A 23,849-nucleotide genomic window follows, 5' to 3' on the forward strand; every position below is an offset into this window, starting at 1 on the left:
GCAGCCTCCTTAGAATTGCATGGTGAGCGTGGCGCTGACGCCGTTTTCGCGGTAATCGCCGCCGCGGTTGCTGGCGTGCCGCGTATGCCGCACGTCGATGCTGGCCGTCATGTCCGGCTGCAGGATGCGCGTGTAGCCGGCCGTCAAGGTGATGTTGTTGTCGCGCCGGGGCGCGCTCAGCGAACGCACGCCGGCGTAGCCGGCATTGACATTGACGGTGGTGCGCGAATTGGCTTGCCAGCCCCAGCCCAGGTTGGCGCCGATCTGGCGTGTGCGGTCTTCGCTGCCGAACTCCACGCCGGGCAGCAAGCCGCTGTCGATGCCGCTGGCCGTTTGCGCCGTGCGGTCGACGGCCGTGACGCCGACGATCATCGTGCTTTTCGCCGTGGCGCGCGCCATCGTCAGCTTCAGCTGCTTTTGCAGGAAATAGCGATGGCTGAAGTAATTGATGGCGCCCCGTTCCGGCCCCAGGCTGTTGGCGTAGCGCAGGAAGGCGTCGATGCGCAAGCGCCGGTCGCGCGCATTGGGAAAGATGCCGCGCCACAATTGATCGAGCAGCCGGCCCGCATCGCGGTCGCCCAGTCGCGAAAACTGCGTCGGCATGGTGGTGATGTTTTCGCCGTAGCTCAGCTGCCAGTTGGTATGGCGCTGCAGGAAGGTGGCGTCCAGGCTGTAGGTGGTGCCGAAGAAGCGCTTGCCCGTGCTGAAGGCCACGCTGGTGCGCGGCGACGGCGTCCACACGCCGCCCAGCGACCAGAAGCGGCCCGCCGGCGCCTTGCCGCTGGTCGACAGATAGCCTTCCTTTTCCATGCCGCCGCTGGCCGTGGCCGCCCACTTGCTGTTGATGGGATAGCGCAAGCCCGCGCTGCTGCGCTGCATGCGCACGGGCGCCAGCTTGCTGTCCTGCGTGCGGCGCACGTCGTGGCTGGCGTTCCAGGTCCAGCCGTTGCCGCGCGGCTCGCCATTGAGCAGCAACTCCAGTTCATCGCTGTGCACGGAGAGCAGGTCGCCGCCGCTGTCGACCGTGTTGCGCGTGTAGCGCAGCTCGGCCGAGGCCAGGCCGCGGAAACGGTGGCGCAGGTAGGGGCTGATGCCCGTCGTGCGCACGGTGCTGGCATTGTCCGTGTCGGGCAGGCCGTCGATCAGTTGCGGGCCGAATGGCGAGATGTTGCGCCGGCTCACGCTGGCGTCCGCATCGATGAAGAACCAGTCCTGCACCAGCTCGGCGTCGGCCGAGGCGCGCAGTTCGTGGGTATCCGTATCGGCGCGCTGCCCCGACAGATATTTGCGCCAGCTGTAATCGAGGTGCACGCGCAGGCGCGGGCCCGTGCCGATGAGGGCGATGGCGGGCGCGATTTCCGTGATGAAGTCCGATTGCGCCTGGCCGGACGGCGCGCGCAAGGCATTGTCCGTATAGCTTTCGCGCAGGCGCAGCGACGGTTTCACCAGCCAGTCGACGGCGCCGGCCGGCAGGGGCAGCAGCAGGGACAGCAAGGGCAGCAGCGGCAGCGGAACCCGGCCGCTAGTCGTAATAGCCATAGCCGTAGTAGTCGTTGCCGGGGAACGATTTGGTCTTGTTGTAGATCAAATGAATGTGTTCGCACGACTCGATCTGCCGCAGCGCTTCCTTGACGGCGTGCTGCGTCGTCGTTTCCGCCTCGACGACCATCACCACTTGTCCCATCTGCCCGACCAGCGCGTGCGCCTCGCTGGTGATCAAGAGGGGCGGCGAATCGAAGATGACGACGCGGTCGCTGTAGCGGCTGGCAATTTCCGCCAGCAGGCGGCTCATGGCCCGGCTGGCCAGCAATTCCGTCGCATGCTTGTTGCTGCGCCCGGCGGGCAGGATGCTCAGGTTGGCCACATTGGTTTTCAGGATCACGTCGCCCATCGCCAGTTGCGGGTCGAGCAGCACGTCCATCAAGCCCGGCTCCGGTGGCAGGCCCAGCACTTTCAGCACGGACGGGCGCGCCACATCGGCATCGACCAGCAGCACCGTGATATCCATTTCCATGGCGATGCTCATGGCCAGGTTGACGGCGCAATAGGTCTTGCCTTCGCCGGGCATGGCGCTGGTGACGACGATCAGGTTGCCGTGGCGGATGGCCTCGGCGCCGCTGGCGCGCGCCTGACGCAGCAGCGGGCGCTTGATGATGCGGAAATCCTCGGCCACCGAGCTGCGTCCGCCTTCCTGCGTGAGCATGCCTTGCTCCGCCAGCCGGGCCAGGTTCAGGGGGCGGTACTGGGGCGACCTGGCCGCGTCCGCGCCATCCGCACCCGCCGCGCCCTCCACGCCATACGGCACGCCGGCCTCGGCCACGCCCAGGATGGTGGGTTCCTGCTTGCCGCTGTCCTTGCTGCTCATCGTCGCTCCCCGGGATCTAGAATTTCATAAGCGCGGCCGTCATGACCCCGCCGTACAGCACGAACAGGCTGCCCAGGCAGGCGCCAAAGCCGTAGCGGGCGCGACGGCGGCGCACTTGCTGCAGCGCCGTCCAGTTCATCGATACCGTGCCCAGCACGTTCAAGCCCGTGGCGTCGCGCAGTTCGGCGGGGCTGAGGAAGGTGGGACGCACCTGGCTGATGAGCAAGGCCGTGGCGACGCCGGCCACCAGGGCCGCGCCCAGCGCCGCGCTGAACAGCAGCGGGCGGTTCGGGCCGACGGGCGCATATTGCACCGTGGGCGGGTCGATGATCTTGAAGGCCATCATTTCCGTGGTGGAACTGAGCTCACCCGACAGCTTGGCCGCTTCGCGCCGGCCGATCAGCTTTTCATAGTTTTCCTTGTTGATGATGTAATCGCGGTTCAGCTGCGCCAGCTGCGATTCCACCTCGGGCACGGCATTGCTCTGCGCCAGCAGGCGTTCATTGCGCGCGTTGTATTCCTGCACGCGGGCGCGGATGGCGGCCACCTTGGCGTCCGCATCCGTCAGCGCCACCTTCAGCTGCTGCAGCATGGGGCTGTAGTTCTTGCCCGGGTCGCCGGCCGCCGTCTTCAGCTTGCTTTCCTCGATCTTGCGTTCTTCCAGCTGGGCAATGAGGCGCTTCGAGGAAATGATGTCGGGGTGCAGTTCCGTAAATTGCATGCGCAGGCTGTCGAGGTTCTTGTTGAGCGTGGCGATGCGCTCGTCGAGTTCGGGATTCGCGATGGCCGATGCGTTCGGCTCCAGGTCGAGCACGGGCTCGTCGCCTTCGATCTGGCTCTGGATCGCCTTGCGCGCCTGTTCCGCCTCGACCAGTTCCAGCTTGGCATTGTTCAGGCTATCGGACGACATCAGCAGCTGGCTGCCATAGTCGATGCCCTGGCGCGGCAGCAGCAGGTTGTTGCGGATCTTGAATTCCTTCACCAGGTTTTCCGCCGCGCTCAGCTTGTCCTCGTAATTCTTGATCTGCTCGTCGATGAATTGCACCGCCTTTTGCGAATCGCCTTTTTTTCCCTGGAAACTGCCTTCGACAAAGATGGTGAGCAGGCTTTGCACCACGTCGCGCACCAGCTTCGGGTCGCGCCCGCTGTAGCTGATCGTGTAGATGTCATACGCGTTGGTGCCCGTGATCTTGATGCGGCTCATCAGGTCGTCGAGCTGGGCCTCGTGTTCGCGCACGGTCTTCGAGTCGAGGTCGAGGTCGACCATGCGCATGACGCGCTCCACGTTCGGACGGCTGAGCAGGGTGCGGCTCATGATGGCCACCTGCTGTTCCGTGTTCGGCACGCTGGTCATGCCGGCCATCAGCGGCTTGAGGATGGTTTGCGTATCGACAAACACGCGCGCCGACGTCTGGAAGTCGTCGGGCAGGGTGATCACCTTGATGAAGCCGACGACGGCCACCAGCCACGCCACCAGCACCGCATGCCAGCGGTATTTCCAGATGCCTTTCAGGCTGGAAAGCAATTGCTGTATCAATTCTTCCATGTCGCTTCCTTCAGGTGACGGTGCTGCACGGTCGATGGGCTGGCGACGGCGTCTTGCAAGAAATGCTTGCCTGTTGAGTAAGCAAAGTATAGGGCGGCTGGGAGGCAAAATTTCCCAAGATGATTGCTTCTTGATACGCCTCAAGGTTGACTTGCCGGGTTTTAATAATCATAGGAAGTTCGCGGCCCAGGCTGGTTCTGCGCGGCCGGCCATGGACGCGCCATCGACTCGAAGAGGCTCCGCATGAATCCGTTTCGCCGTGCATTTGTCTGCAACACGCTGGGCCTGGGCTTGGCCGCCGGCCTGCTGGGCGCCTGCCGCACGTCCCATCCGCTGGCGCCCTCCGACGACAGCGCGCCCATGCACGACTACCTGATCGGACCGGGAGACTCCGTCAACATCATCGTCTGGCGCAATCCGGAAGTGTCGCTGACGGTGGCCGTGCGGCCGGACGGCAAGATCACCACGCCGCTGGTCGAGGATTTGCCCGCCAGCGGCAAGACCTCGACCCAGCTGGCGCGCGACATCGAGCAAGCGTTGGGCAAGTTCATCCAGCAGCCCGTCGTGACGGTCATCGTCACCAATTTCTCGGGCCCGTATGGCGAGCAGATCCGCGTCATCGGCGAGGCGGCCAAGCCGCAGGCGCTGCCGTACCGGCTGGGCATGTCGCTGATGGACGTGCTCATCGCCGTGGGCGGCATCACCGATTTTGCGGCCGGCAACAAGGCCAGCATCATCCGCATGCGGGAAGGCAACCAGCAGCAGCTGGGCGTGCGGCTCGACGACCTCTTGAAGCGTGGCGATATTTCCGCCAACGTCATGATGCGCCCGGGCGACGTGCTGCTGATACCGGAGAGCTTCTTTTAATAGCGGACTCGGCAATATCAAAACAGCACTTATATTTGTCATTTTGTACTCGCAGGCAAATTTCAGCATGAAATTTTGCTATTAAATAGCATATTTCTTCTGTTTTTTTTGCCTGGCGCGGGAACTTCTCCAGTTTTTCTCTTGTCACAAGGCATTGGCTTCAGTCCGTCTCGACGGCGGCCGATGAACGTGAGGACAAGATGAGCTTTGAAGATGAACCCATTATTTCCTTCGACACGCCCGGTACTTTCAATGACCTGGTGGTGGGCGAGGGGCAGATCGACCCTGCCATGGAGCATGAGCTCGACCTGCAGCGCTTTCATATCCGCATGGCCAATTCGCGCGGCCGGCGCGAGGCGGCCAGTTTGCTGATCCGCAAGATGTACGGCTGGCGCGGCTATGCCGTCGATCCCGGCATCGCGCATGCCCTGAATAAAATCACGCTGTTTGCGGAAACGGCCGGCACCACGGTCGGCACCATGACCCTGTGCCTCGACAATGACGAGACCGGCTTGCCCGCCGATGAAAACTTCCGCGACAAGCTCGACGTCCTGCGCGTGGAAGGCCGGCGCCTGTGCGAGCCGTCGCGCCTGGCCATCGACAAGGGGGTGAGCAAGCGCGTGTTCGCGGCGCTGATTCATATCTCTTATATATATGCCCACAATATTCATGGCTTTACGGATTACGTGATCGAAGTCAACCCGCGCCACGTGGTGTTCTACAAGCGCATGCTGGGTTTCCAGGACTTCGGCGGCGAGCGCGAGTGCACGCGCGTGGGGGCGCCGGCCGTGCTGCTACGGCTGGACCTCGATTACATGGGGGCCCAGATCCGTAAATACGGTGGCCTGATGGAACAGCATGGGGGTGAACGGTCGTTTTACCCCTTTTTTTTTCCGACATGGGATGAGCCTGGCATTACGGACCGGCTGAGGCAGGGGCGCAACTGATCACTCATTTGTTTTTCAGCAAGAGCGTCTGCATGTAGCTGCCCGGAATCGCGTAGGTGATGCCGCTCGGGGCGCTGATGGCCGCTTCCTTGAGGCCCTTGACGTACACCATGTTGACGATGCCGTAGACGAGACCGGTCTCGGGATCGAACAGGGGGCTGCCGCTGCTGCCCGGATACGCCGTCGCGTCCAGCTGGAACACGGTGTACGGCGCTTTTTGCAGCTGCGCCAGGCGCCGGATGTCGAGGCGCTGCGCGTTTTCGCTGGGCATGACCACCGGCGTCAGCGATGACACGGTGGCCCGGTGCGTCACGTGGTGCAGCCCGAGCAAGGTGCCCAGCGGAAACCCCGTAAACGCCATGGCCTGGCCTTCGCGCACCGTGGCCGCGTCGCCCAGCGCCAGGGCGGGCAGGGGCGCGCCCGCCAGGCGCAGCAAGGCCAGGTCATGTTCCGTGTCCAGCGCCTGGACCCTGGCGGGGCGAAATTGCGCCGCCTCGCCCTGGCCCGTGAGGATGCCGATGACTTCGTTCGGATTGGCGTCGAGCAGTTTCTGGATCACGTGGGCGCAGGTCAGCACGCTCAAGCCGTCGCCCGTCACGAAACCCGTGCCGATGAAATTCATCGGCGGCGTGCGCGTCTTTTGCAGGCTGCCCACGCCGACGATGGATGGTTTGATGCGCGCGATGGTTTGCGCCAGCGGCGCATCGGCGCGGCACGGCGTGCTGGCCAGGGCCAGGCAGAATAGGAGGGCGGAAAACAGGGGTGTCATGGCGGCGCGCTTTCAAGGTGGGGAGGTGGCGGGGAGGGCGCGGCTTGCAGCAGCGCGCACAGCAGCATCAGATGGCACAGCAGGGCGAGGCGGGGCACGTCGAGCAGGCTGTCGAACAGGCCGACGACGAGAAAACCCAGCAGGGCGGCGGCGCAGGCCAGCGCGCCCGGCTCGCCCCGCGCGGCGCGGCGCAGCAGGCGCAGGCCGGCCACGGCCAGCAGGGCCAGCATGGTCAGTGCGCCGCACCAGCCCGTTTCCACCAGCAGATGCAGCGCCATGCTCTTGATATGCCACGGCAAGTGATGGTGATCGCTGCTGAAAAACCAGTAATTGTTGGTCTGCGTAAAGCGGCCGTTGGCGATCAGTTCCTCGCCGCCTGGCGCGCGCAAGCTCAGGTTGTCGACGTCGAGCACGGACGAGGCGGCCGTGCCGCTGACCGCCAGTTCCAGCTGCACGGGCGGGCGCAGCAGCCAGGCGCCCCCGCCCAGCCAGGCGCTGTCGAACGGCACGTCATAGTGTTGCCAGGCCGCCGACGGATTGCCGGGCGGAGGCGGGCGCAGGCGCAGGGGGATTTCCACGCAATTTTGTGCATACAGCAATTGCCGCTGGCACAGCCGCACCTGCAGCACGGGCATGGGGCCGCTTCTGCGCACGTCGAGCGCCAGGGTGTAGCGCGTGGCAGGCTGCACGCGCAGGCGTTGCAGCAGCCGCAGCAGTTCGCCATAGCCGGCGCTGTAGCCGGGACTGGCCAGGCGCACATAATAATTGCCGGGCGCGCCGCTGTCCTCGGCATACGCGATGCTGGCCGGCACCTCGCGCCCCGGATTGTGCCAATAATAGGTGGCGGGAAAGCTGCCGCTGCCCATGCCGAACAGGCGGTTGCCCCAGTCGGGCGGCTGCATGGCCAGCACTTGCCGCCAATGGCGCAAGCGGCCCTGCATGTCGAAGGCCGTGGTGGCGAAACGTTCGGTGGCGTAATAGCTGGCCGACACGGGGATGGCCAGCAACAGCAGGATGCCGGCCGCGCCCGCGATGCTCAGGCTGGCCCGGTCCAGCCGCCACAGCGGCGGGTGCAAGCGTCCGTTGCACAGCATCAGCATGGCCAGCAGCACCACCAGGCCGGCCGGCAGCAGGGCGGGCGGGCCGGCCCAGTGCCAGCCTATCCAGGCGAGATTGCATGCCAGCATGGTCCACGCCATCATCGCCAGGCCCAGTCTGGCTGGACCCTTGCCGCCGGCGCCGCCCGGCCACAAGGTGCCCGTTAGCAGCATGGCGGCCAGCAGGAACAGGAAATACGGGCCTTTCAGCCAGCCGGCCGTTGGCTGCAAGGCCGGTTCCGGCCACCAGGCGGCCAGCAGACCCTGCAGGCACAGCGCGCACAGCAGGCTGGCCGGCGCCAGGCGCCACGGCAGGGGCCGCGCGGCCAGCACGAAGCTGGCGGCGAGCAGGACGGCGGCGGCCAGCAAGCCCCGGTAGCCGGCCAGGCTGAACATGTACAGCAGCAGCACGGTGCCCAGGCCTGCCAGCAGCAGCTTGAGCAAGATGCCCCGCACGGGCGGCCGGCCGCGCGCTTGCCGCCCCGCGCCGGGCGCCGTCCGCAGGGCTTGCCACAAGGCCAGCAGCATGGCCGCCGCCAGGGCCGCGTACAAGCCCCGTGAAAAGGTGGTGAACGCCGCGTGCAGGGCCAGGGCCAGCAGCAGCAAGGCCAGCGCCGCTTGCCAGCGGCTGCGCGCGCGCGCCAGCCACAGGCCGGCAAAGGGCAAGCCCAGGGCCAGGTAGCCGTCCAGCGCGGCGCCGCCCGTGTGCATGGCGGAAAACGGCGCCGTGATGCGGTAGTCGCTCGACAGGTTCAGCAGGCCGGGAAACACGGCCCGCTCCCACAGGGCGAACAGGGACACCATGGCCAGCCCGGCCAGCATGCCCGGCAGCGCGTAGCGGCGCAGGGCGTGCGGATGAGCGTCGCGCAGTAGCAGCGGCAGCAGCAGCATGCTCCAGGCCCAGGCCTTGCCCAACCGCAAACTGTTGTAGGGACTCAGATAATTGTCCCAGGCATTCAGGTCGAGCGGCGCCAGCGGCAGGACGCCGCGCAGCAGCGCCGCCAGCCAGGCCAGGCTGCACAGCAGCAAACATAGGCGGGCGGCGGGCGACAGCCGCGCCGCTGCCGGCTGGCCGGATCCGCCCAGGCGCCAATAGCCGCAGGCCACCGTCAGCAACAGCAGCACGTCGATTTCTTCGAGGAAGAACCAGCCCGTCCACGGCGCCAGGTCCAGCACGGGCAGCAGGGCGGGCACGCAGAACAGCCAGCAGGCGGGACGCCAGCACAGCAGTAGGAAATACGCGGGCAGCAGGATGGCAAACAGCAGGCCGGGCCAGCCGTGGCCCAGCGGATAATGGCGCAGGGCCAGCACGCAGGCCGCGCCCGCCAGCAGGGCCAACGGCCGCGCCGCCACGCCGGCCATGGCCGCTTGCACAGCCATGGCCTACAACTGGGTCAGCAAGGCCTGCGCCGCGGCCCGCTGCGGAAAGTCCTTGTTGGCGGCCAGCAGTTGTTCCAGTTGCTTGCGCGCGCCGCCCTTGTCGCCCGATTTCGCCAGGGCCGCGCCCAGGTGGTATTGCACTTCGGGCGATGCGGGCGCCAGGCCCGCCGCCTTGCGCAGCAGCGTCGTGGCGCGCTTGACGTCGCCTTGCTCCAGCGCGATCCAGCCCAGGGTGTCGAGCACGGCGGCATTCTCGGGCGCCAGCTTCAGCGCCTGCTCGGCCGTGGCCAGCGCGCGCGGATCCTTTTCCTGCTGATACGCCCAGGCCAGGTCGTTCAAGGCCACCACGTTGCCCGCATCCTTGGCGACGACATACTGGAACTGTTCGATGGCGGCGCGGTATTGCTTGGCGGCCAGCCGGGTGCCCGCCAGGTAAGTGCGCGTCGGCAAGTCTTCCGGATGCTCTTTCAGCCACGCGGCCATGCGCGCATCGGCTTCGCGCTCCTGTCCCGACGCCTGCAAGGCGCGGTACAGCTGCACTTGTAAGGGGCCGATGGGACTGATGCCGAAGGCGTGCTGGTACAGCTTGACGGCTTGCTGCGGCAGCTTCTGTTCCATCAGGACGTCGCCTTCGAGCTTGTAGCCGGCCGCCAGCTTCGGCTGCTGTTCCTGCACTTGCCGCGCCACGGCCAGCGCCTCGCGCTGGCGGTTCAGGGTCAGCAGCATGGCCACTTCCACCACGCGCGCTTCCAGCAGGGCCGGGTCGAGCGCCTGGGCCCGCTTGACGGCTTGCAGCGCATTGTGATGGTCGCCCAGCGCCATGTGCAGGCTGGCGATGCGCATCTGCAAGGGGGCCGACGTGCTCTGTATGCTGGCCAGCTTGATGTAGCTGTCGAGCGCGGCCGGCGCCAGGCCGGCGCTGTATTCCACCTGGGCGCGCAGGGCCAGCGCATCGGCGTCGCCTGGATGGCCCGTCTGCAGGGTGCGCGCCAGTTCCAGCGCCTTGTCGGGCGCGCCCGTCTTCAGGTAAAAGTTACTTAGCAGCAGGGCCGGCGCGACGGCGTCGGGATTGTCGCGGTGGGCCCGTTCGAGCCAGCGCCGCGCCTCGTCCGTCTTGCCCTGCGACGCGGCCAGTTTGGCCAGCGCCGCGCACAGGTCGGCATTTTTCGGCGCCTTCGCCAGCGCCCGTTCGAAGCGCTGCCTGGCTTGCTCCGGCTTTTTCTCGACCAGGTCGATTTGCGCCAGGTTGTTCAGCGCCGGCAGGTAGACCGGGTCCATGCCCAGCGCTTGCTCGAAGCTGGCGCGCGCGGCCGGCAAGTCGTGCAAGGCCAGGTAGACGCCGCCTTTCAGGTTCAGCAGCAAGGGATTCGTGCCTTTCTGCTGTTGCTCCATCATCTTGACGCTGGCCAGGGCCTTGTCGTTCTGCTTGTTGCGCAGCAAGGTCATCACCAGCATGGTGCCCGCTTGCGGCGTGCTCTTGTCGAGCATGCTGGCCCGTTCCAGTTCACTGATGGCGCGGCCGTTCTCGCCCTGGCCCAGGCGGCTGATGCCCAGCGCCGCGTGCAGCCTGGCCGTGTCCGGCGCCAGGATGCTGGCCTGTTCGAAATACGCTGTCGCCTTGTCGTACTGGCGCGCGCGCAAGTGGGCTTCGCCGGCCAGCGACAGCAATTCCACGTCTTCGGGGAAGGCGGCCAGCATCGGCTGCAGCAAGTCGATCGCCGCGTCGGTCTTGTTGCGCATCAATTCGATCGACGCCATCATCTTGACGGCATACAGGTGCCGCGGATACACGGCCAGGAAGCGCCGCAGGTAGCTTTCCGCCTGGGGCGGCGAGCCGAGCGCCAGTTGCACGGCGCCGGCCAGCAGGATGGACGGCATGTGGTCGGGCGCCGCCTTGAGCACCAGTTGCAAGCCTTGCAAGGCCGCCTTGTGCTTGCCTTCGCGGAAATCGAGCAGCGCCTGGGTTTGCAGCAAGCCCAGGCTGTTGGGCGCCGTCTTGCGCGCCGTGGCCAGCTGGGCCGCCGCTTCCAGGTAGCGGTTTTCCAGGATGTCGAGGTTGGCCAGGTCGATGTGCGCCTGGGTATTGTCCGGTTTTATCTTGAGGATCTGCATGTAGGCGAGTCGCGCCGCACCATTCTTGCCTTGCAGGCGCAGCAGGTCGCCCTGCAGGCGCAAGGCGTCGAGGTTGGCGGGCGCGCCTTTCAACGCTTGCGCCAGCAGCAGCTCGGCCGCCGGCACCTGCTGTTGCAGCGCGGCCAGGCGCGCCAGGCCCAGCAAGGCTTCGAGCTGGTCCGGATGGGCTTCCAGCAGGCGCGCGTACACGGCGCGCGCCTCGTCCTGGCGGCCCAGGGCCAGCAAGGCGTCGCCGCGCAGGGCCAGCACGCTGGCGGGCTGAGCCGCATCGTCGGGGATCTCGGCCAGCACCTTGTCGAACTGGCCCAGCATCAGCCAGGCCTTGCCCAGCAAGGGCATCACTTGCTGCGTCGCCAGGCCCAGCGACTTTGCCTTGCGCAATTCTTTCTCGGCCGACAGCGCTTCGCCCGTGTCGATGTAGATGCTGCCCAGCAGCAAGCGCGCGGCCTTGTTGTCCGGCTCTTTTTGCAGCAAGTTCTTCAACTGGATGATGGCGGCGCGCGCCTCGCCTTTCTGGCGGTACTGCTGCGCGTCGGCCAGCAGGGTCTCGCTGCTCTGCGTGCCGTGGCAAGCCGTCAGCAGGGGCAGCAGCAGGGTGCAGCACAGCGCGGCGGCCGGCAGGCCGGGGAAAGGGCGGGGCAGGGAACGGGCCATGGAAGTCTCCGGTAGCGGCGTGCATGAGTGATCGGCATGGCCTAGCTTAAAAAGATGGCCGCCGCTCTCCTTGATTGCGCTCAACAAGCCGCCGATTCTCCGCGCGCCTGCCGGCCGCCGCCCCGCGTTCCTTGTTCCCGCTCAAGAATGGCCGGACCGGCGACCGTAGAATTTCCCGGACGGCGATGCTCAGGCCGCAACCCTTCGGAGCACATGCATATGGACAGCAAGGCGGATAGCAAGGTGGATGGCAAGGCGGGCGTGGTGGCGGTGGTGGGGCTCGGTTATGTGGGCTTGCAGCTGGCCGTGGCGTTCGGCATGCGCCAGCGCACGATAGGCTTCGACTTGTCGGCACGCAAGGTGGAAAGCTACCGGCGCCACATCGACCCGACGGGCGAAGTCAGCCATGAACAGTTGCTGGCGGCGCAAGGGCTGAGCGTCGGCTGCGATCCGGCCGAGCTGCAACTGGCCGATTTCATCGTCGTGGCCGTACCCACGCCCGTCGACAGCGCGCACAATCCCGATTTCTCTGCCCTGGCAGGCGCCAGCGCGGCCGTCGGGCGGCACATGCGGCGCGGTGCCATCGTCATCTACGAGTCCACCGTGTATCCGGGCGCCACCGAGGAAATCTGCATCCCCCTCCTGGAACAGCACTCGGGCCTGCGCTGGAAGGAAGACTTTCATGTGGGCTTTTCGCCCGAGCGCATCAACCCCGGCGACCGCGACCATACCCTGCACAGCATCCGCAAGGTGGTCTCGGGCGACGACGCCGCCACGCTCGACAAGGTGGCCGCCCTGTACGAAGGCGTGGTCGAGGCGGGCGTGCACCGGGCTTCCAGCATCCGCGTGGCCGAGGCGGCCAAGGTGATCGAAAACACGCAGCGCGACCTGAATATCGCGCTGATGAACGAGCTGGCCATCATCTTCGACCGCATCGGCATCGACACCCTGGAAGTGCTGCAGGCGGCGGGCACGAAATGGAATTTCCTGCCGTTCCGTCCCGGCCTGGTGGGCGGCCACTGCATCGGCGTCGACCCCTATTATCTGACGCACAAGGCGGAAATGCTGGGCTACCACCCGCACGTGATTCTGGCCGGGCGCCGCATCAACGACGGCATGGCCAAGTTCGTGGCGGAAAAGACCATCAAGGAAATGGTGCGGGCAGGTTTCAAGCTGAAGGGAGCGCACGTGAACGTGCTGGGCCTGACCTTCAAGGAAAATTGCCCGGACTTGCGCAACTCGAAAGTGGTCGACATGATCCACGAACTGCAATCGTACGGCGTGCAGGTGCACGTGCACGACCCGGTGGCCGATGGCCGCGAAGCGCTGGAAGAATACGGCCTGACCCTGGAAAGCTGGGAACAGCTGCCGCGTGCCGAGGCCATCATCAGCGCCGTCTCGCACCAGGCCCTGCTGGCCCGCCCGCTGGCGGACTTCCAGGCCAAGGTGCTGGAAAACGGTTGCTTCATCGACATCAAATCGCATTTCGACCCCCGTCCGCTGGAAGACGGCGGCTTGCACGTGTGGCGGCTGTGATGGCGGCCGGAGCCTTCGATCGGGCGGCGGGCGCGGTGCAAGGCGCCCCCGCTGGCGCTCCCACTGGCCTTATCGCTGGCGGCCCGGCTGCCGGCGCGTACGCGCTGGCCTGCGAACGGCTGGCGCAGGCGCCGCGCCGCTGGCTGGTGACGGGCGTGGCCGGCTTCATCGGTTCGCACTTGCTGGAAACCCTGCTGAACCTGGGACAGGAAGTGCGCGGCCTCGACAATTTCATGACGGGCCACCGCCACAACCTGGAGCAGGTGCGCGCCAGCGTGGGCGAGCAGGCGTGGCGGCGCTTCACCTTCATCGAAGGCGACATCCGCGATCCGCAAGCGTGCGCGCGCGCGTGCGGAGCAGGCGACGGCATGGCCGGTTTTGCCAGCATGGCCGGCATGGCAGGCGCAGGCGGCGTCGCCGGTGCCGGTGCCGACATCGCCAGCATCGGCGCCGCGCATGCCGCTCATGCCGGGCGCCATGCGGGTCATGCCGCCGGTGCAAGCGACGGCGGCGAACCTCCGGATGGCCGTGCAGATCCGGACGATCCGGACGGTCCCGGCGCCGGCGCCGGCGTTGCCGTCGACTATGTGCTGCACCAGGCGGCGCTCGGTTCCGTCTCCCGTTCGCTGGAAGACCCGCTGCTTTGCCACGCCGTCAATGTCAGCGGCTTCCTGAACATGCTGGCCGCCGCGCGCGAGGCGGGCGTGCGGCGCTTCGTGTATGCCGCTTCCAGCGCCACGTACGGCGACCATCCGGACTTGCCGAAAGTGGAACAACACATCGGCGCACCCCTGTCGCCGTACGCCCTGAGCAAATATGTCAATGAACTGTATGCGCAAGTGTACGCGCGCTGCTACGCCATGCAGACGGTGGGGCTGCGCTACTTCAATGTCTTCGGTCCGCGCCAGGACCCGCTGGGCGCCTACGCGGCCGTCATTCCCCGCTGGATCGCCGCCATGCTGGACAACGAGGCCGTGCACATCCATGGTGACGGCGCCACCAGCCGCGACTTTTGCTTCGTGCACAATGCCGTGCAAGCGAATATCCTCGCCGCCACCGGTACCGACCCGGCGGCCGTCAACCAGGTCTACAACGTGGCCGTCAACGCCCGCACCAGCCTGACGCAGCTGCACGCCACCATGCAGCAGATGCTGCTTGCCGCCCGCCCGCAGCACGTGCCGCAGGCGCCGCAGTACGGCGAGTTTCGCGCCGGCGACGTGCGCCATTCGCAGGCGGACATCGCCAAGGCGGCCCGCTTGCTCGGCTATGCGCCCACGCACGACCTGGCGCAAGGTCTGCGGCACACCATTGCCTGGTATGTGGCGCAGGCGGACGGCGCTTGAAAAACACGCCGGCCAGGCAGGCACGAGCCGGCCGCGCTTGCGGTGCGCGCGCAGGCGGCCGGCGGCGTGCGCGTCCGGCACTGGCCATTCGCATGTTTTCATTGCCAGATATGCATGCTGACATGCATATCAGATACATATACACACACATACCCATACCAGATGCACATGCCGGATACCCATGCCAGATGCGCTGGCTCGCCATCCGTCCGCCTGCCGCCCGGCCGCGAGACCGCCAGACCGATTGGTGGCCTAGCGTTCAGCATTGCGTGGGCGGCGCTGTCGGCGTTGCTGACGTTACTGTTGACGTTGTTGCTGACGCTGTCGGTGCGGGCGGCTCGGGTACGCCGTCGCTCTTGCTGCGCAGCACCCGGGGCGAGCCCCGGAAGTCGGCCGTATGCAGGGTGACGGGACGGCGCCAGACGCGGGCGATATACGCCAGCACCTGTTCCGCCCGCTCCAGGTCGAGGCCGCGCCCATCGCGCAGGTGGTCGTGGCGCAGCACCAGGCTGCCGTCGTCGTTGAGCAGGGTGACGGCGATGCACGGTGCGCCATAGTTGTATTTGGGCGCCAGGATGGCTTCGCGGATGACCCGCAAATCGCGGCTGGCCAGCCGCGTTTCGCCGTCGCGGCGGCTTTCATGCACAAACAGGCCCAGGCGGTCAGCCAGTTCGGCGTCCAGATAGTTGCGAATAAAACTGCAGTCATCGTCGTCGCGGCAAATCTGGCGCGCCCGCGCCAGTCCTTCGCGTTCGATGATGTGTTCCCACATGCAAAAGCCCAGGTGATAGGGATTGACGGCCAGCGCCTGCTGGTGCTCGCCCGCGTATGGGCGCACCACGTCCGAATGCGACTTGAGGGCCGCCAGGTACAGGGCCGGCGGCAGGAAATCCGCTTCGCGCAGCAGCCGCGCATGCCAGTACGAGGCCCAGCCTTCGTTCATGATCTGGCAGGCGTACACGGGATAGAAGTAAAACGACTCTTCGCGCACGGCCAGGAAAATGTCGCGCTCCCAGTCGGCCAGGTCCGGCCCATGTTGCGCGATGAACCATAGTAAATCGTACTCGGGCTGCGGCGGCAGCAGCGGACGCTGCGTCACGCGCGCCCGTGCCGCCTCGCGCGCCGCCAGCGCGGCCGCTTCGCCGGGCAGGCGCCGGTAGCGTTGTGCAAACGGATCGTCTCCCCCGGCGCCGCCACGCCTGCCGGCGACACCGGCCGGTCCGGACGGCGCGGCATAGGGCGGGCGGTGCAGCTCGGCGTGGATGTCCACGTGCTGCTCCAGCGCCAGTGCCGCGTCGAGCACGGCTTCCACCTGTTCCTGACCGTGGCGTTGCAGCGCCATTTCCAGACGTTGCGCCCGCGCCGCGCTCTGTTCCAGGATGTGCTGGCCCGCCATGGCGCCGAAACGCAGGAACAGGGCATTGCGGCTGGCGAAATCGGCGTGGCCCAGCACGTGGGCCGTGACGAGGGTGTTTTCCGCCACGGAATTGTGTTCGGCCATGTAGGCATGGCAAGGGTCGCCGGGAAACATGACTTCGAACATATGCGAGTTGCCCATCTTTTGATGCACGAGCTGGTGGATGTAGCGCACGCCGAACGACCAGTGGCGCATGCGCACGGGCAAGCCATAGATGGCGATCTCGGCCATGAAACTGTCCGGCACCAGCTCGAACTCGACGGGGGCGAACGCCAGCCCCAGTTGCCGCGCCAGCGCTTCGATGCGCGCCGCGTAGCCGTCCAGGCCAATTGTGTTCGCCGTGTCCGCTGTATCGGCCATATCGGCCGTGTTGGCGTGGCGCGGGGCGTCATGCCGCATCATGCCGCATCCTCCGTATCGGCCGCCTCGTGCCGGAAAAAGGTGCGGATGGCTTCCCACACGTCGTCGCTCTTGCCGAGGATGCTGCTGTGCAAGGGCAAGCCGCGCCGTTCCTGCTCCGCGAACAAGCTGTGCATTTCAGTTTCCAGGCTGCGCGGCACGCCGGGCACGGTTTCCACATAGCCCATATAGTTGAGCAAACCGGCCAGTTCGCCCAGGGCCGCGCTGGCCGGCCCCCGGTCTTCGCTGAAATTTTCGCCATCGGAGGCATAGAACAGATAGGCGTTGTAACGGCCCGGCGCGTAGTGTTCCTGCAGCAATTCGCGGCTCAGGCGAAAGGCGGTGGACGCCATGGTGCCCCCCATGCCATTGACCTGGAAGAACTCGGCTTCGGAAAATTCCCAGGCCCGCGTCGTATGGGCGATAAAGCGCGTTTCCACGCGCGCATACCTGCGGCGCAAGCCTTGCAAGGCAAAGAAAAAGAACGATTTGGCCAGCTTGCGCTCGGGCTGCGCCATGCTGGCCGACACGTCCAGCACGAAAAACACGACGGCGTTCGTGCTGGGCCGGGGTTGCGGCAGCACCTGGCGGTAGCGCAAGTCCTCATTGGTGAAGGGCACTGGCTGCGCTTGCAGGGCGCGCCGCTTGATGGCTTCCTTGACGGTGCGCCGCCGGTCCAGCCGCGAACGGGCGCCATGCCGGTCCAGGCCGCTACGCACGAGCCGCACGTCGTCGATGGCGCCCAGGTGGCGTGGCGTCAGGTGCGGCAATTCGAAGGCGTCCCACAGCCAGTCGAGTATGTCGTCGATGGGAAACTCCAGCAGCAGGCGCACGGCCCCCTCGCCATCGCCGCCGTCACCTTGCGTGCCGGCCCCGCCAGTGGCGGCGGGCCGGGCCGGGCGCAGGATATCGCCGGGCTGGCCGTCACCCTGGCCCGCGCCCAAGCTGCTGCGCGCGGGCGCCAGGCGGAAACGCGCATGTTCGAGCAGGCGCATGGGCACTTGCACCGTGCGCTGCTGCGGTCCGTCGATCAGGTCGGGCGTGGCGACCAGCTCGGGCAAGTGCGCCTGCACGGCTTCGCGCACTTTCTGGTTGTGGCGCAGCCAGTCGCGCGCGCCGCGCGAGAACAGCGCGTACCAGGGCCGGGCCAGGGCTGGCGCGCCACCCGCCGCCGCCGCCGCGCCGGAGGAACCGGCGGAGCCGGCCGTGGCGGCGGGGTCCGCGGTGCCTGCGGGTTCCGTGGAATCCCCCCAGGCCGGATGGGCATCCTGTGTGCCGCTGCCTGGCGTCGTGGTGGCGGCCATGGCTATTCCTGCGCCAGCAAGGTGGTCACGTAGTTGAGCGCTTCGCGCGCGCTATGGGCGTCATAGCCGTATTCGTCGACCAGGCGCTGCTCGACGGCGGATATCCTGGCCCGCACGTCGTCGTCGGGCCGCTTGGCCGAGCCGACGAGGCGCAGCACGTCGCGCCGCTGCTCGAACAGGTATTGCTGGATGGCGTCGTGCAATGGCGCATGGCTGGCCAGACCAAACGCTTCGCCCCGCTTGAAGGCGCTCATGGCCTTGCGCACCACTTCTTGCCGGAAAGATTGCTTGCCCGAGTCGCTGATGTGGATTTTCTCTTCCACGGCGCGCAGGAAGCGCTCGTCGGGACGGCGCTCTTCGCTGGTGATGGGATCGCGGATCTGGCGGTTGTCGAGCATGGCTTCGACTTCATCGAGATATTTGTTCAGCAAGTCTTGCGCTTCTTGCTCGAATGACACGAACAAGGCCTTGTGCACGTCGGCCTTGACCCAGCGGTTATAGAAATCCTTGCGCGTGAGCACCAGGTAATCGACCCATTTGCGCTTGCGCCGCGGTTCGATGCGCGCATCGTTTTCGATGCCGTCTTTCAGGGCCAGCAGCACGTCCATGGTGGACAGGCTGTTGCGCTGGGCGGAAATGATGGCGTGCGACAAGGCATTGATGACGAAGCGGGGCGACACGCCCGACAGGCCCTCGTCGGGCGACTTGTCGCGCTCGCGCATGCGGCGCAGGTCGGCCGGCTGCAAGTCGTCCACATCTTCGTTCGCGTAGATGCGCAGTTTCTTGACCAGCTCGGCCTCCTTGTCCTCGCCCTCGGGCATGCGGCTGAGGATGGCAAACACGGCCGCCGCATGCAGCACGTGCGGATCGAGGTGCACGTCGCGGAAGGCGGGCGCGGCCGCGAGGATCAGCTTGCGGTAGATGCGCGCTTCTTCGCGGTAATTGAGCGTATAGGGCACTTGCACGATGACCATGCGGTCGAGCAGCGCCTCGTTTTCGCTCTCTTGCAGGAATTTGCGGAATTCGGCCAGATTCGTGTGTGCGAGAATGGTTTCGTCGAGGTAGATCAGGGGGAAGCGCGACACCTTGACATTCTTTTCCTGCGTCAAGGTCAGCAGCAAGTAGAGGAATTCCCGCTTGACCTTGAGGATTTCGATCATTTCCAGCATGCCGCGGCTGGCCGCGTACACGGCGCCGGACCACGACCAGGCGCGCGGATCGCCTTCGTCGCCGTATTGCGCCACTTTCGACAGGTCGACGGAACCGACCAGGTCGGCCAGGTCGGCCGTCGTGGGATCGTGCGGCGCATACGTGCCGATGCCGCAGCGGCCCGCCTCGGACAAATGGATGCGCTCGACGGGCATGCGCAGGAAGTCGCCCGCATACTGCTCTTCCAGGCGGGCGCGGCAATGTGGACACAGTTCGCCCTGCAGTTCGGCATCATAGCTGGCGCGAAAGTCGGCGCGCATGCTGTGCGGCACCAGGTGCAGCGGCGATTCGTGCACGGGACAGCCGGCGATGCCGTACAGCGCGCCTTCGCTGCTGTGGCTGTATTCTTCCAGGCCCCGCTTGAGCAGGATCACCATGGTCGATTTGCCGCCCGATGGCGGGCCCAGCAACAGCAACATGCGCCGGCCCACTTCGGAACCGGCGGCGGCCGCCTTGAAGTAGGCGGCGACCCGGTCGATCGCCTCGTCGATGCCGAACAGCTCGTCGTCGAACAGGCGGCAGCGGAAGCGCCCGTTGCCGTCGGTCTGGCCATTCCAGCGCATCATGTCCCACAGGTACTGGTGCGCGCTGCGCGTCAGCAGGGGCGCGCGGCCGGGCAGGATTTGCTCGAGGAAGTCGGCAAAACTGCCGCGCCAGGGAGTGATGCGGTGTTTTTCCGCCCAGGCCGCCATGCCGTGCACGAAACCCGCATGCTGGGCCGCGCCACCGGCGTCCGTCGTATTGTCGGCGGCTGTATTGGCGCCGGCTGAGGCCGCTGCCGCAGGGGCGTCGTCGGATTGGCGTGTCATACCAGGGTTCGTTATTGCAGGGCTCGTCATTGTTTCCCCATCCTTGCTGTTGCTGGCGTTGCTGCCGTGGAGCAGGCCCGGTTCCAGCCTGTCGGCCAAGTATACGGCGGCGCCTCTGCCCGCACGCCTGATCCCGCTCAACCTTGGCGAGGGAACTATTTTTGCAATCGCTGGCCCTCAATGGGGCAGGGCGGCCAGGCATCCACGCGGTTCAATCCAGATCAATACCGGCCCGCGCAGCCCGTCCACACTGGAAGCTTGCGGCGACCCACGAGGAGAACACGATGATAGGCAACGAGAATGGTTTCAGCGCCCCGCCCGGCAGCAGCGGCAGGGGACAGAGCGCGGACGATGAAGAGGCCGTCGGCCAGTTTTCCGTCCCCGGCGAAGACGACAATACGATCGAGAGCGCATCCGTCGCGGACGTGCCCGACGCCCTGAGCGGCGTCAGCATGGAATTGCTGGAAATCAAGCGCAGCATCGAGGACGGCATGCGGCAAAGCATCGCGCAAGCGGGCGGCGCGCGCGCGGCCGACGCCTTCAGCGACAGCGGCAATATCCAGGGCGTGTCCATCGGCCTGGGCGAGGGCGCCAGCGACAGCTCGTCCGGCGAACCGGGCTTGCCGGCCCTGACCCTGTACGTGGCCGAACCCACTTCCGTCGACCGGGCCAAGGCCGCCATCGTGGGGGCCATGGGCGTGCGCGCCGTGGCCAGCGACAAGGTGCCCGTCAACATCGTCGTCACGGGCGTGATCGATGCGCAGCCCCACCGTTTCCGCCTGCGCCCCGCGCCGGGTGGCGTGTCGGTCGGGCATTTCCGCATCACGGCCGGCACCATCGGCTGCCTGGCCGTGGGGCGCAGCGCGCCGCGCAACAGCCGCCTGATGATTCTTAGCAATAATCACGTGCTGGCCAATTCCAACGGCGGCGTGTTCAACGATTGCATCGTGCAGCCTGGCCCCATCGACGGCGGCCGCTGTCCGCAAGACCAGGTGGCCGTGCTCGAGCGTTTCGTGCCCATCAATTTCAGCGGCGGCGTCAACTTCGTCGATTGCGCCACTGGCTGGGCCTGGCCAGACAGGGTGCGTCCCGAACTGGTCTACCTGAGCGGCGGCGTGCCCGCGTACTTCCGCATCAGCAATGCGCTCGTGGCACCCGCACTCGGCATGATGGTCGGCAAGTCCGGCCGCACGACGCAATTGACGCAGGGCCGCATCACGGGCCTGGGCGCCACCATCAACGTCAATTACGGCGGCGGCAGGATCGCGCTGTTCCAAGACCAGATCGCCATCACGGGCGTCAGCGGGGCCTTCAGCGCGGGCGGCGATTCCGGCTCGTCCATCTGGACCTGGAACCAGCAGCGCAATCCCGTCGGCCTGCTGTTTGCCGGCGGCGGCAACATCACGTTTGCCAACCAGATGCGGCGCGTGGTGGTGGCGCTCGACATCAATTTGTACACTTGAGCACGCCTTAGGAGCCGGTCGGGCGGCCCCGCGCCGCCTTGCCCGGCGCTGTTTTTTGCACGATGACGATCTAGCTCAAGTCTTGCTCAAGTCTTGCGCAAGGCCGGCTGTCGCGCAGGGTCTTGGCTGGCGAAGCGTGCTGCAGCGCCGGTTGGCCGGGTGTATCATGCAAGGCATCGGGAGGGTTTGTCATATCAGGAGGATGTGTCATGTCAAACAGTAAGTTCGCACAATCGCCATATGCCGTCTTCGAGGACGCGGCCATGCCGTATTTGCCGGATGCCCCCCCTGGACAGGGCCCGGGGCAGCATGCCCAGGCCGCACCTCAGGGCCGCCTGGAAGCGGCCCGGCGACGCAACGAGCGGGCGCTGATGGCCATCGACGGCGTGGAAGGCGTCAGCCTGGGGCAGACGGCCGTGGGCAAGGAAGCGCTCGTCGTGTATCTGCGCGACTCGTCCGTCAAGCGGCGCGTGCCGTTGCAGGTCGAGGGTTATCCGGTGGAAACGAGCATCACGGGCCAGATCGATATCCAGCAGCGCTAGGCCAGCCGGCCTGGCGGCGGGGGCACCAGGCCGCGGATGGCGGCGGAAGGCCTGTCGCCAGGCCTTCCGTGTTTACTGTCAGCCTGGACTCAGGCGGCCGATCGCTGCGGCCACGCCCGCGCCATAGGCAGGGTCGCACAGCGTGCAGTTGCCGATGTGGCGTTGCTTGACTTGTTCCGAGGCGCCCGAGATGGCGCGCGCCGTGTTGTCGAACAAGGCTTGCTGCTGCGCCGCGGTCATCAAGCGGAACAGGGCGCGCGGCTGCGAATAGTAATCTTCGTCGACGCGGTGGTTCCAGTGGTCGGCCGCGCCTTCGATGCTGAGCGGCGGCTCGCGGAAATCGGGCTGCTCGGCCCATTCCTGCTCGCTGTTCGGTTCATAGCCCAGGGTCCCGCCCTGGTTGCCGTCGACCCGCATCTGGCCATCGCGGTGATAGCTGTGGAACGGGCATTTCGGCGCGTTGACGGGAATATGGCTGTGGTTGACGCCGAGGCGGTAGCGCTGCGCGTCGCCATACGAGAACAGGCGGCCTTGCAGCATCTTGTCCGGCGAAAAACTGATGCCGGGCACCACGTTGGCCGGATTGAAGGCCGCCTGTTCCACTTCCGCGAAATGGTTGTCGGCATTGCGGTTCAATTCCAGCACGCCCACCTCGATCAGCGGATAGTCGCCGTGCGGCCACACTTTCGACAGGTCGAACGGGTTGAGGTGATACGTGCCTGCCTCTTTTTCCGGCATGATCTGCACGTACAAGGTCCAGCGGGGGAAATCCTTGTTTTCGATGCTTTCATACAGGTCACGGTGCGAGCTTTCGCGGTCCTTGCCCACCAGCGCCTCCGCTTCGGCATCCGTCAGGTTTTGTATCCCTTGCTGGGTTTTAAAGGTGAATTTGACCCAGAAACGCTCGTTTTGCGCATTCAGGAAGCTGAAGGTATGGCTGCCGAAGCCGTGCATGTGACGGAAGCTGCGCGGCAAGCCCCGGTCGCTCATCACCACCGTTACCTGGTGCAGGGCTTCCGGCAGCGAGGTCCAGAAATCCCAGTTGCTGTTGGCGCTGCGCAAGCCCGTGCGCGGGTCGCGCTTGATGGCGTGATTCAAATCGGGAAATTTCAAGGGATCGCGCATGAAAAACACGGGCGTGTTGTTGCCGACCAGGTCCCAGTTGCCTTCTTCCGTATAAAACTTCAGGGCGAAGCCGCGGATATCGCGTTCCGCGTCCGCCGCCCCCCGCTCGCCCGCCACCGTGGAAAAGCGCGCGAACATCGGCGTTTGCTTGCCCACTTCGCCAAAGATTTTCGCCCGCGTGTAGCGCGTGATGTCGTGCGTGACGGTAAACGTGCCGTGCGCGCCGGAACCCTTGGCATGCATGCGGCGCTCGGGAATGACTTCGCGGTCGAAGTGGGCCAGCTTTTCCAGGAACCACACATCTTGCAGCAGGGCGGGGCCGCGCGGGCCGGCCGTCTGGATGTTCTGGTTGTCGACTACGGGCGCGCCAAAGGCGGTGGTCAGCTTTTTCATTGGACTCTTTCTTTATAGGGGAGGTCAACGGACGAGCCAGGGCCTACCCAAACACTGGCTGGGCTGAGCGTGTACGACGTGCTCACCGAGGCTGGTCCAGAGTAACAAATTTCTAAAAAGCAAATTCAGTGTAATCCATTTCGGAGCCGGCAACAGCCCCGCCGCGTCCGGGGAAGCGGCTTGCCCATCATAGCCTCTCGGCCTTGTCCAGCCCAACACGATTGACCTGGCGCAAAGCGCAGCGTGATTTCCGACGTATTGGCGATATGTATTGGCGGTATCAGCGATAGCTGGCCCAGTTCGCCCGCAGCCACGTCAGCACGGCGGCATGGCCGCGTATGTCGGCGGGCAAGTGGCGCTGGATCAGCCGTTCGCATTTGAGCGCCGTCGCCAGGCTGCCGCCGGACCAGCTGTTGCAGCTGTACAGCACTTCATACCATTCGTGGCGGTTCAGCAAGGTGCTGTCGGGGATGCCGCGCTGCGCCGGGTCGTCGCCCGCCGCCGGGCCATCCGGATAGCTGAACTGCAAGTCGCTCTTTGTCATGGGGCCC

17 protein-coding genes are annotated in these 23,849 nt (G+C 66.0%); 6 read left to right on the plus strand and 11 right to left on the minus strand.

The features are described 5' to 3' along the window. Window positions 1–9 precede the first annotated feature (9 nt). Genes VPH40_RS02445 through VPH40_RS02455 form a run of 3 tightly spaced genes read right to left on the minus strand, consistent with a single transcriptional unit; the run spans window position 10 to window position 3,911 of the window. Window positions 10–1,539: a TIGR03016 family PEP-CTERM system-associated outer membrane protein gene (locus VPH40_RS02445; protein ID WP_328572549.1), complete on the minus strand. Its 1,530-nt coding sequence runs from the start codon at window positions 1,537–1,539 to the stop codon at window positions 10–12. Next, complete coding sequence (locus VPH40_RS02450) at window positions 1,523–2,365, minus strand: XrtA-associated tyrosine autokinase (protein WP_099668062.1); 843 nt, start codon at window positions 2,363–2,365, stop codon at window positions 1,523–1,525. Before VPH40_RS02450 ends, VPH40_RS02445 begins: the two co-directional genes overlap by 17 nt. A gap of 16 nt (window positions 2,366–2,381) precedes the next feature. Then, entirely contained in the window at window positions 2,382–3,911 is a 1,530-nt protein-coding gene (locus VPH40_RS02455; RefSeq protein ID WP_328572550.1) for an XrtA system polysaccharide chain length determinant, read from the minus strand. A 243-nt stretch (window positions 3,912–4,154) separates the two neighbouring features. On the opposite strand from VPH40_RS02455, the gene VPH40_RS02460 reads away from it, so the two are divergent. Further along, window positions 4,155–4,778, plus strand: coding sequence for an XrtA/PEP-CTERM system exopolysaccharide export protein (locus VPH40_RS02460; RefSeq protein ID WP_099668060.1), 624 nt, complete (start codon window positions 4,155–4,157; stop codon window positions 4,776–4,778). A gap of 200 nt (window positions 4,779–4,978) precedes the next feature. Beyond that, window positions 4,979–5,725, plus strand: a complete 747-nt coding sequence (locus tag VPH40_RS02465) for an N-acyl amino acid synthase FeeM domain-containing protein (RefSeq protein WP_328572551.1) — start codon at window positions 4,979–4,981, stop codon at window positions 5,723–5,725. 4 nt (window positions 5,726–5,729) lie between these two features. Here VPH40_RS02465 and VPH40_RS02470 read toward each other — a convergent pair whose 3' ends face one another. Genes VPH40_RS02470 through prsT form a run of 3 tightly spaced genes read right to left on the minus strand, consistent with a single transcriptional unit; the run spans window position 5,730 to window position 11,758 of the window. Continuing rightward, window positions 5,730–6,494, minus strand: coding sequence for a S1 family peptidase (locus tag VPH40_RS02470; protein ID WP_328572552.1), 765 nt, complete (start codon window positions 6,492–6,494; stop codon window positions 5,730–5,732). Next, window positions 6,491–8,971, minus strand: coding sequence for a hypothetical protein (locus VPH40_RS02475; protein ID WP_328572553.1), 2,481 nt, complete (start codon window positions 8,969–8,971; stop codon window positions 6,491–6,493). The genes VPH40_RS02470 and VPH40_RS02475 overlap by 4 nt, the downstream gene beginning before the upstream one ends. Window positions 8,972–8,974: 3 nt before the next feature. Beyond that, window positions 8,975–11,758: an XrtA/PEP-CTERM system TPR-repeat protein PrsT gene (gene prsT, locus VPH40_RS02480; RefSeq protein ID WP_305061836.1), complete on the minus strand. Its 2,784-nt coding sequence runs from the start codon at window positions 11,756–11,758 to the stop codon at window positions 8,975–8,977. A 213-nt stretch (window positions 11,759–11,971) separates the two neighbouring features. Between prsT and VPH40_RS02485 the strand changes: the two genes are divergently transcribed. Beyond that, window positions 11,972–13,294 carry a nucleotide sugar dehydrogenase gene (locus VPH40_RS02485; protein WP_289905044.1) on the plus strand — a complete coding sequence of 441 codons (1,323 nt, stop codon included), beginning with the start codon at window positions 11,972–11,974 and terminating at the stop codon, window positions 13,292–13,294. Further along, on the plus strand, window positions 13,294–14,637 hold the full coding sequence (locus VPH40_RS02490) for an SDR family oxidoreductase (RefSeq protein WP_328572554.1): 1,344 nt from the start codon (window positions 13,294–13,296) through the stop codon (window positions 14,635–14,637). The genes VPH40_RS02485 and VPH40_RS02490 overlap by 1 nt, the downstream gene beginning before the upstream one ends. 259 nt (window positions 14,638–14,896) lie before the next feature. Here the strand turns inward: VPH40_RS02490 and VPH40_RS02495 are convergent, their stop codons facing one another. From VPH40_RS02495 to VPH40_RS02505, 3 genes are read right to left on the minus strand one after another with little or no spacing between them, the layout of a single operon-like run. Further along, entirely contained in the window at window positions 14,897–16,456 is a 1,560-nt protein-coding gene (locus VPH40_RS02495) for a SpoVR family protein (protein WP_328572555.1), read from the minus strand. After that, a complete protein-coding gene (locus VPH40_RS02500; protein ID WP_328572556.1) occupies window positions 16,453–17,757 on the minus strand; it encodes a DUF444 family protein in 1,305 nt (434 codons plus the stop codon). The genes VPH40_RS02495 and VPH40_RS02500 overlap by 4 nt, the downstream gene beginning before the upstream one ends. A gap of 2 nt (window positions 17,758–17,759) precedes the next feature. Further along, entirely contained in the window at window positions 17,760–19,775 is a 2,016-nt protein-coding gene (locus tag VPH40_RS02505) for a serine protein kinase (RefSeq protein WP_328572557.1), read from the minus strand. A gap of 284 nt (window positions 19,776–20,059) precedes the next feature. On the opposite strand from VPH40_RS02505, the gene VPH40_RS02510 reads away from it, so the two are divergent. Both VPH40_RS02510 and VPH40_RS02515 read left to right on the plus strand, forming a co-directional pair. Next, window positions 20,060–21,238: a hypothetical protein gene (locus VPH40_RS02510; RefSeq protein WP_289905039.1), complete on the plus strand. Its 1,179-nt coding sequence runs from the start codon at window positions 20,060–20,062 to the stop codon at window positions 21,236–21,238. A 209-nt stretch (window positions 21,239–21,447) separates the two neighbouring features. Next, window positions 21,448–21,780 (plus strand): hypothetical protein, encoded by a 333-nt coding sequence (locus VPH40_RS02515; protein ID WP_305055429.1) that lies wholly within the window; start codon window positions 21,448–21,450, stop codon window positions 21,778–21,780. 78 nt (window positions 21,781–21,858) lie between these two features. On the opposite strand, the gene VPH40_RS02520 is transcribed toward VPH40_RS02515, so the two are convergent. Both VPH40_RS02520 and VPH40_RS02525 read right to left on the minus strand, forming a co-directional pair. Further along, window positions 21,859–23,298: a catalase gene (locus VPH40_RS02520; protein ID WP_289897978.1), complete on the minus strand. Its 1,440-nt coding sequence runs from the start codon at window positions 23,296–23,298 to the stop codon at window positions 21,859–21,861. 280 nt (window positions 23,299–23,578) lie between these two features. Beyond that, window positions 23,579–23,842, minus strand: coding sequence for a hypothetical protein (locus VPH40_RS02525; RefSeq protein ID WP_328572558.1), 264 nt, complete (start codon window positions 23,840–23,842; stop codon window positions 23,579–23,581). Window positions 23,843–23,849 lie beyond the last annotated feature (7 nt).

Origin of the sequence: Janthinobacterium sp. P210005 (assembly GCF_036231865.1) — a bacterium.
Lineage (GTDB): Bacteria > Pseudomonadota > Gammaproteobacteria > Burkholderiales > Burkholderiaceae_D > Janthinobacterium > Janthinobacterium kumbetense.